We start from the raw sequence: 8,525 nt of genomic DNA on the forward strand, positions 1-8,525 counted from the left end.
GGGGGTATCAGATGAAGGCATATATTCACACATTGCAAGAACATCGAATTTATCAAAGTATGTCCAGGAAAGGCAACTGTCATGATAATTCAGTCATGGAAAACTTCTTTGGGATAATGAAACAAGAAATGTATTATGGAGAAGTTTATTACAGCTATGATGAGCTTAAAGACGCAATAGATAAATACATAGAGTATTACAATAAGAAGCGAATAAAAGAAAAACTAGGATGGATGAGCCCTGTTGAATACAGACTCAGCCTCTTGGCAGCATAAAAGGAAAAGGCGAAGTGGATAAATCCACTCCGCCATAAAGTCTAACTTTTAGGGGTCACATCACCTGGAAGGTCTTTTTAGTTATTTGTTTAAATTGGTTCAAATCCAAAATAATTTAAAATACCTCGATAAATACCATAAGCAAAATCATATTGCCTGTCTCTCAATTTTACTGCATCTTCATAGTTGGTCAAATACCCCAATTCCACTAATATAGAAGGCATATTTGTCCTTCTTAGTACAAAAAGAGAAGAGTTGACCCTTAATCCATTATTATTTGTACCAACATAATCTACAACACCATTTAAAACAAACTCTCCAAAGACATAAGACTGTGAATACAACTCGAGAACATATACTTCTGTACCATTAACTGCCGGATTTGGATTGGAATTGCAATGAATACTGATAAAATAATCTGCCGGCCACTCGTTTGCCATTCTTACTCGTTCCGCTAAACTGGTTGCATTACTTGTTCCTAAAACCTGTTCCGGTGATATTCTGGAGGTGCGGGCTTCAAATCTGGGGTCATTATTCAACATTTGGGCAAGATAAATACCAACATTATAATTAACTTCTCCTTCATTTACACCATTGGCTTCTGCACCGGCATTAACAGCACCTCTTGGATTATGCCCTTGATCTATAAAAATTTTGATAGCCAAGATAATTCTCCTTTAACAATATATAACTATAATATTCATTTTTAAGTTGCTTGTTACATTAATTATAGGTTCTATAGTGTCTTTCAGGATAAAATACTTTGGAGTAAAACCGGAAATTATTATTGACAATTACATATAGGGTAGTATAATTGTTATGTGCATATGCACATAATATAAATAATTGACTTTACATAATTTTATATTTATCAAGATTTAATGAGGATTAGCATTAATCATGGTTCTGCTCATAAACAAACTTTTGTAGAAAGGATTGGGAGATGCCCAGAAATGTAAAACCAAGAATGGTGTGTTCTGAATTCAAACATAAGGTATTTACATCGGAAGAAAATCAAAAAGAATATATAACCATTAGTGTAGATGAATTAGAGGCCATAAGGCTGTGCGATTTAGAGGGGATAGAGCAGGAAGAAGCCGCCAAGCGAATGGAAATATCAAGAGGAACCTTTCAACGTATTCTGTATTCCGCCAGGAAAAAAGCAGCGAAAGCTCTCTGTGAAGGAAAAGGTGTCCGCATTGAAGGAGGAAATTATATTATCTCTAGAGGACACTGCCGGTGCAAACCCAGATGTAAGAATTGCAGTAAAATTTAGTTTGTTTTTTGTCCAATGGGTAATATTTTTAAAAGTATATCAGGGAAACAGCAACATGTTATAAAAACATGAAATTATAATTAATAGAGAATAGGAGAGAAGAAAATGAGTGAAGTTTATCAAAGTGAAGGCAGTTGCAACAGTAACTGCTCAAGCTGTAAAACAAGTTGTTCCTCTAGAAAGGAACCGGCTAAGGAAGATTTTCGTGTAGAGGCCAATGAATATAGTACCGTTAAGAAGGTAATTGGGGTTGTAAGTGGTAAGGGTGGAGTTGGAAAATCCTTTATTACCTCTTACCTTTCTGTATTAATGAATCGAAGAGGATACGCTACAGCTATTTTAGATGCAGATATTACAGGTCCGTCTATTCCAAAAGCATTTGGTATTCATGGAAAAGCAATGAGCAATGGACTGGGAATACTTCCTGCTTACAGTAAAAATGGAACCAAGATTATGTCTGTAAACCTTTTGCTGGAAACAGAAGAAACCCCGGTTGTTTGGAGGGGACCAATCATTGCTGGAACAGTAAAACAATTCTGGTCCGATGTTCTATGGGAAGAAGTAGACTACATGTTCGTAGATATGCCTCCGGGAACCGGTGATGTGCCCCTAACCGTATTTCAATCCCTGCCAGTGGACGGGTTAATCATAGTGGCTTCTCCCCAGGAATTGGTTTCTATGATTGTTGCAAAGGCGGTGAATATGGCCAATGCCATGAATATCCCAATTCTTGGTCTAGTGGAGAACTATAGCTATATTCAGTGCGGAAATTGCGGTGAAAAAATAAGTGTTTTTGGAACAAGCCATATAGAAGAAGTGGGTGAAAAATTCAATCTTCCTGTACTTGCTAAAGTACCCATTGACCCGGCTATTGCATCTGCTATTGACCATGAAAATGTGGAAGAACTAAGAGGAGATTGGCTAAATAATTTGGCTGATACTTTGGAAAAGGTCCACCCGGTTGAAAAATCCGGTGTAGAAAAAGAAGACATAGTAATGAAAAAAATAGCAGTAGCAACGGATGAAAATCATAATGTTTTCCAGCATTTTGGAAAAACACAGACTTTTACCGTCTATGAATTGGAAGGTAAGGAGCTAAAGTCTAAAAGCACTGTTTCAAGCAATGGAGCAGGTCATTCTGAATTAGTAACTTTATTAAATGAAAATAATATTGATGTAGTTATATGCGGAGGAATCGGTCTGCCTGCCATGGAAGGACTCATGGAAGCGGGAATGTTAGTAATACCTGGTGCACAAGGGGATGTTGATGTTGTTGCAGCAGCCTATCTGGATGGCTCCTTACAGGCAAGTGACAATCCTACTTGCGATCATCATGAGCATGAACATGATCATCATGCCTGTCATCATGAATAGAGAAACAACCTTCAATAATATATAAAGTAATGACAGCACAATGGTATAAAATATATTTAACCCTTTTGAAAAAGAGGATAAAATATGTGGTAAAAAGGGCTAAAATTCCATAGCAGAGGTATTACGAAAAGAGATGTCATTCTATGCCCCAAGGCAGACCATGGCACCTCTTTTTATTTACCGAAGTTTTGTTCCTTTTCTATTTGTTCTCATTTCTATTGGAATCCATAAAGCTGGCACGTTTAACGGCATCGGGGCCGAATTTTTTTCTAATATGATCCAAAGTCTTATCTAACTTAGCGTATTTCTCATTTTTAGCCATGTCAAACAGATTCATTTGGGAATAATCTTCCGTGGTTAGTTTGCTGGTACGCACACCTAAAAGTCTAAGAGGTTTTCCCTTCCAAAATTCTTTCAGTAATTCGCAAGCGGTTTTGTAGATTACATTGGTAGTATTTGTAGGTGATAGAAGGGTTGTCTGATGGGATTGGCGGTTAAACTCCCAATCCGTAACTTCTACGCTAATACAACTGCATTTTACATCATCGCTGCGAAGTCTGGCGGCAACGGTTTCACATAAAGAAAGCAGAATCAAATTAGCAGTTTCAAAATCTGTAACATCTTGAGATAATGTAGTGCTATTACCATATCCTTTGTTGGCAGCAGTTTCAGCTTCCACAGGGGATTCGTCCATTCCCCTGGCATTCTTATAGATCATCTCCCCGTGTTTGTTTCCTAAATGAGCTTTTAATATTTTAAGATCCGTATTAGCTATATCTCCAATAGTCTGTAAACCCAGGCTATGTAAGGATTTACTTGTGGCTTTTCCTACAAAGAATAATTCGTTTAATGGCAGGGGCCACATTTTATCAGGAATTTCCTCAGGGAAAAGAGTATGGACAAAATCCGGTTTTTTAAAGTCTGAGGCCATTTTTGCAAGAAGCTTATTGGTGGATATTCCAATATTTACGGTAAAATGAAGCTCTTCTTTGATTCTTTCTTTCATTTTGTGAGCGGTTTCAACGGCTTCCTGGTAATTAAAACAGACCCCGGTCATATCTAAGAAGGCTTCATCAATGGAAAATGGCTCAATAACCGGAGTATACTCATATAACATGTTGTGAAGTTTTTTCGAGTACTGGGCATATAACCCGTGATTGGGAGCTACCACCACCAGACCCGGACACTTTTGTAATGCCTGTTGAATGGGCTCACCAGTATTAATATGAAACTGTTTTGCAGGGGTTGATTTTGCCAGAACTACTCCATGGCGTTTGCTGATATCTCCTCCTACAGCGGAGGGAATGGTTCTTAAATCCAGTTTTTCACCTAAATCCCTGATTCTATGAACAGCTTCCCAGCTTAAGAATGCAGAATTAACATCAACATGAAAAATAATTCTTCCGGGCATAATAACCTCGTTTCTAGCGCTTTAGCGCTTCTTAATAGGAACAGCAACTTTGCTGGTTGCCAAAAATTTCCGGTTGAAAAAACGTGTTTTTCAACTACTTCTTTTCGAAAATATCAATATTTATGGTATAATATAGAGGTACCATTATTTGCTTTTAATATTATACCATAGAAAGAAGTTACTTAAAATAAGGAAAATTTTTCCTTGTAGTAATCTGTACATAAAACGAACATATAAAAATTCCAATAGTTAAATTACTTATGTAAAAGTGGTTGTATAAGACATAAACATGTCCTTAAAATCATATATTTATAAGGACATATTAGACTAAATATAAAAATTATCAATAAATAAAAAGAAATACGTTAATTTATATTTCCTTCTATGGAAGAATAGGGTATAATAAGGAAAAGTTGTGGTGCAGCACAATTAAAATAAATAAAGATGGAGGTATATTATGTTAGTATCAGCTAAAGATATGCTTAATAAAGCGAAAGCAGGTAAATATGCGGTAGGCCAATTCAATATCAACAATCTTGAATGGACAAAAGCAGTATTATTAACTGCTGAAGAAATGAAATCCCCAGTAATTCTTGGAGTATCAGAAGGCGCTGGAAAATATATGTGTGGTTACAAAACAGTTGCAGCTATGGTTAAAAATATGATTGAAGAATTAAATATTACTGTACCAGTTGCTTTACACTTAGATCATGGTAGTTATGAAGGAGCTATGAAATGCATCGAAGCAGGCTTCTCATCCATTATGTTTGACGGTTCTCATTATCCAATTGATGAAAACATTGCAAAAACTCAGGAACTTGTAAAACTTTGTAACGAAAAAGGCCTGTCCTTAGAAGCAGAAGTTGGTTCCATTGGTGGTGAAGAAGACGGTGTTATTGGAACAGGTGAAGTGGCTGATCCTAAGGAATGCAAAGCAATTGCTGATCTTGGTGTAACAATGCTTGCAGCAGGTATCGGTAACATTCATGGAAAATATCCGGAAAATTGGCAGGGTCTAAGCTTTGAAACATTAGACGCTATTCAGCAGCTAACTGGTGATGTGCCCTTAGTTCTTCATGGAGGTACCGGTATTCCTGAAGAAATGATTAAAAAAGCAATCTCCCTTGGAGTTGCTAAAATTAATGTAAATACAGAGTGCCAGCTAACATTTGCTGCTGCTACCCGTAAATACATTGAAGAAGGAAAAGACCTTACAGGAAAAGGTTTTGACCCTCGTAAATTATTAGCTCCAGGTACAGATGCTATTAAAGCTACAGTAAAAGAAAAAATGGAATTATTCGGTTCTGTAGGTAAAGCTTAATTAAAGGTAAATTACTTAATATAGACAGCTAAGGCTGTGCCAAACTGTCATTCTGAGTTGCAGAGAAGCTTATGAAAGAAAATTCTTAAGCTGCACTTAGGATGACAGTTTGTATTTATAAAGCTCAATTTATTTTACTATATAAAATGAAGAAGTTTTATAGTAATATTTAATTAACCTGCCAGAAGGTATTGTCTTAACTAAATAACATTGATGTGTTGGAAGCTTCTGTCTCTAATGTGTATTAGTATTATTATTTTCGAAATATCATAATAGTGGGAACCAGTAACTGCAGTTTTCCTGGATATTCGTGTACAATGCGGTTGCCGAGGCAAATATACCTCGAAGCGCATAAAATGGAGTTGAATCATTCTGATAATTATTATGACACCATAAGGAATATATTTTTGAAACTATATTACATATTTTATGAGTAGGTATGAAATTAAGAAAGGAAGCAAGGTTATGGAATGTCCATATTGCAAAAATGAAATGATAAAAGGTTATCTATATGGGGAAAGATATGCGTTAAAATGGATGTCGGCAGATAAAGGATTAATTGCAGGCACATTTGTATCAAGAGATAGCATAAAGCTTGAAAGTAATACTTTTTGGGGAAGACAGAGAGCAAAGGCTTTTAGATGTACCAGTTGTAATAAGTTAATTATTGATATAAATGATACTTTATAATTTAGCTTTTTCCACAGCCTAGATTAGACATTGTAATTTTTGAAAATGCATTGCAACAATGCCTAAAATCTAGTAAAATAAACATCAAGCATTATAAAGAAATTGATTAGGAGGTTTTGATATGGCTTATTTGGAAAAATATAAACAATGGGTTAATGATGAATATTTTGATGAAGCAACAAGAGCAGAGCTTAAGAGCATTGAAAACAATGATAATGAGATAAAGGAACGTTTTTTTAAAGATCTGGAGTTTGGTACTGGTGGACTACGAGGTATCTTGGGAGCTGGAACAAACCGAATGAATCTATATACCGTAAGAAAGGCAACCCAAGGGTTGGCTAATTATATATTGAAACAGGGTGCTGCTGGTAAAGGAGTAGCCATAGCTTATGACTCCAGAAGAATGTCACCAGAGTTTGCTAATGAATCAGCTCTTTGCCTGAATGCTAACGGAATCAAGGCTTATGTGTTTGAATCCTTAAGACCAACTCCAGAATTATCTTTTACGGTTAGAGAGTTAGGTTGTACAGCAGGAATTGTTATAACTGCAAGCCATAACCCTGCGGAATACAATGGCTATAAGGTTTATTGGGAAGACGGAGCACAGGTTACCTCTCCTAAGGATGTGGAAATTATTGCAGAAGTAAATGCCATTACTGATTATTCTGTTGTTAAGACAATGGATAAATCCGAAGCAATCAGTAAAGGATTGTATCAAGTAATCGGCAGTGAAATTGATGATAAATACATTGCCCAGTTAAAGAGATTAGTACTAAATCCGGTAGCAAAAGAATGTAAAGATATGAAGATTGTTTATACTCCTTTAAACGGTACAGGAAACCTGCCGGTAAGAAGAATATTAAAGGAATTAGGATTTGAAAATGTATATGTTGTTCCGGAACAGGAGATGCCGGATTCTGAATTCACTACAGTAGGATACCCTAATCCGGAAGATCCGAAAGTATTTACATTAGCAAAGAAATTAGCAGAAGAAGTAGGAGCGGACTTAATTCTTGCAACGGATCCAGACGCAGACAGACTTGGTGTTCAAATCCGTGACGATAAAGGAGAGTTCCAGTTATTGACCGGCAATATGTCAGGTGCCTTAATTGCAGAATATGTATTTTCTCAGAGAGCAGCTCATGGTACTTTGCCAAAGAATGCTGCTTTAGTAAAGACAATTGTAACCGGTGGACTTGCCGATAAAATTGCAGAACATTATGGGGCAACATTGTTAGAAGTCTTAACCGGATTTAAATATATTGGAGAACAAATCAAACTATTTGAACAAACCGGTTCAAAAGAATTCGTATTTGGTTTTGAAGAAAGCTATGGATGCTTAATCGGAACCCATTCCAGAGACAAAGATGCTGTGGTTGCTGTTATGATGTTCTGTGAAGCAGCAGCCTATTACAGACAGCAAGGTATCACTTTATATGAACAAATGCAGCGGGTATTTGAAAAATATGGCTACTATAAAGAAGATTTAGTTTCTGTTACCTTAAAAGGTATCGAAGGCATGGAAAAAATCAAAGAGATTATGGAAAGCTATAGAACTAATCCCCCTAAGAAAGCTGGAGACTATACTGTATTAAAAGTAAGAGATTATATTGCAGATACCATTACAGACACTGCTACAGGAGCAGTAGCACCAACCGGATTACCTAAATCCGATGTAATTTATCTTGAATTTAATGATGATGCCTGGTGTGCAATTCGTCCATCCGGCACAGAACCTAAGATTAAGTTTTACTTTGGAGTAAAGGGCAATTCATTAGAAGATGCAAATAGCAAATTACAAAAGTTAGTAGATGATCCTGTATTTAAAGTAGAATAAGCTATATAAAAATTTGATGCAATAGGACGCTCAATGTCGTCAACTTTAGATGATAGCAAATTTCTACAAGAAAAATATTATATTATTTATATTTTATATTTTCATTTTTTTTAAAAAAGAGTATAATAAATAAACCTAACAGAATAGGCTTTTTGCAAATATTCACTTAAATATACTTATAAAGTTGGTTTTGAGTTTTTGTGATATTTTCTTCTGTTACGTGTCATTTGTCGTTCATATTTCCGGTTACGGCGGATTTGTGAACGACATTTTTGAATTTCGTAAATTAAATCATTATATATGTAAATCCAGTCTTTTGATGATTCTATTAAAGTTATTAT

At 35.8% G+C, this 8,525-nt stretch carries 8 protein-coding genes and 1 pseudogene; 7 read left to right on the plus strand and 2 right to left on the minus strand.

The window, feature by feature from the left end; translation table 11 throughout:
• The coding region (locus tag BM183_RS20255) for an IS3 family transposase (protein WP_139221573.1) at positions 1 to 275 on the plus strand (275 nt) is incomplete at its 5' end.
• A gap of 89 nt (positions 276 to 364) precedes the next feature.
• Here BM183_RS20255 and BM183_RS20260 read toward each other — a convergent pair.
• The gene (locus BM183_RS20260; protein ID WP_091689398.1) at positions 365 to 940 is read right to left on the minus strand and encodes an N-acetylmuramoyl-L-alanine amidase family protein; all 576 of its coding nucleotides are present in this window, start codon (positions 938 to 940) and stop codon (positions 365 to 367) included.
• Between the two features lie 278 nt (positions 941 to 1,218).
• Here BM183_RS20260 and BM183_RS20265 point away from each other — a divergent pair, with 278 nt between their 5' ends.
• The 3 genes and pseudogenes from BM183_RS20265 (at position 1,219) to BM183_RS21570 (ending at position 2,925) form a co-directional block, all read left to right on the plus strand.
• On the plus strand, positions 1,219 to 1,551 hold the full coding sequence (locus BM183_RS20265; protein WP_091689400.1) for a DUF134 domain-containing protein: 333 nt from the start codon (positions 1,219 to 1,221) through the stop codon (positions 1,549 to 1,551).
• 105 nt (positions 1,552 to 1,656) lie between these two features.
• A pseudogene (locus tag BM183_RS21565) lies at positions 1,657 to 2,496 on the plus strand (P-loop NTPase); the annotation flags it as partial.
• 51 nt (positions 2,497 to 2,547) lie between these two features.
• Positions 2,548 to 2,925: a NifB/NifX family molybdenum-iron cluster-binding protein gene (locus BM183_RS21570; protein ID WP_334292877.1), complete on the plus strand. Its 378-nt coding sequence runs from the start codon at positions 2,548 to 2,550 to the stop codon at positions 2,923 to 2,925.
• A gap of 199 nt (positions 2,926 to 3,124) precedes the next feature.
• Here the strand turns inward: BM183_RS21570 and BM183_RS20275 are convergent, their stop codons facing one another.
• On the minus strand, positions 3,125 to 4,336 hold the full coding sequence (locus tag BM183_RS20275; protein WP_091689404.1) for a DNA polymerase Y family protein: 1,212 nt from the start codon (positions 4,334 to 4,336) through the stop codon (positions 3,125 to 3,127).
• A gap of 457 nt (positions 4,337 to 4,793) precedes the next feature.
• Here BM183_RS20275 and fba point away from each other — a divergent pair, with 457 nt between their 5' ends.
• The 3 genes from fba (at position 4,794) to BM183_RS20290 (ending at position 8,184) form a co-directional block, all read left to right on the plus strand.
• Positions 4,794 to 5,657, plus strand: a complete 864-nt coding sequence (fba, locus tag BM183_RS20280) for a class II fructose-1,6-bisphosphate aldolase (protein WP_091689406.1) — start codon at positions 4,794 to 4,796, stop codon at positions 5,655 to 5,657.
• A 465-nt stretch (positions 5,658 to 6,122) separates the two neighbouring features.
• The gene (locus tag BM183_RS20285) at positions 6,123 to 6,347 is read left to right on the plus strand and encodes a PF20097 family protein (RefSeq protein ID WP_091689408.1); all 225 of its coding nucleotides are present in this window, start codon (positions 6,123 to 6,125) and stop codon (positions 6,345 to 6,347) included.
• A 121-nt stretch (positions 6,348 to 6,468) separates the two neighbouring features.
• A complete protein-coding gene (locus tag BM183_RS20290; protein WP_091689410.1) occupies positions 6,469 to 8,184 on the plus strand; it encodes a phospho-sugar mutase in 1,716 nt (571 codons plus the stop codon).
• Positions 8,185 to 8,525 lie beyond the last annotated feature (341 nt).

It is taken from the genome of Anaerocolumna aminovalerica (assembly GCF_900115365.1).
Lineage (GTDB): Bacteria > Bacillota > Clostridia > Lachnospirales > Lachnospiraceae > Anaerocolumna > Anaerocolumna aminovalerica.

Coding starts and splice junctions, on each gene's coding strand:
- BM183_RS20285 (WP_091689408.1), top strand. CDS start 6,123: ATGGAATGTCCATATTGCAAAAATGAAATGATAAAAGGTTATCTATAT.
- fba (WP_091689406.1), top strand. CDS start 4,794: ATGTTAGTATCAGCTAAAGATATGCTTAATAAAGCGAAAGCAGGTAAA.
- BM183_RS20290 (WP_091689410.1), top strand. CDS start 6,469: ATGGCTTATTTGGAAAAATATAAACAATGGGTTAATGATGAATATTTT.
- BM183_RS21570 (WP_334292877.1), top strand. CDS start 2,548: ATGAAAAAAATAGCAGTAGCAACGGATGAAAATCATAATGTTTTCCAG.
- BM183_RS20265 (WP_091689400.1), top strand. CDS start 1,219: ATGCCCAGAAATGTAAAACCAAGAATGGTGTGTTCTGAATTCAAACAT.
- BM183_RS20275 (WP_091689404.1), bottom strand. CDS start 4,336: ATGCCCGGAAGAATTATTTTTCATGTTGATGTTAATTCTGCATTCTTA.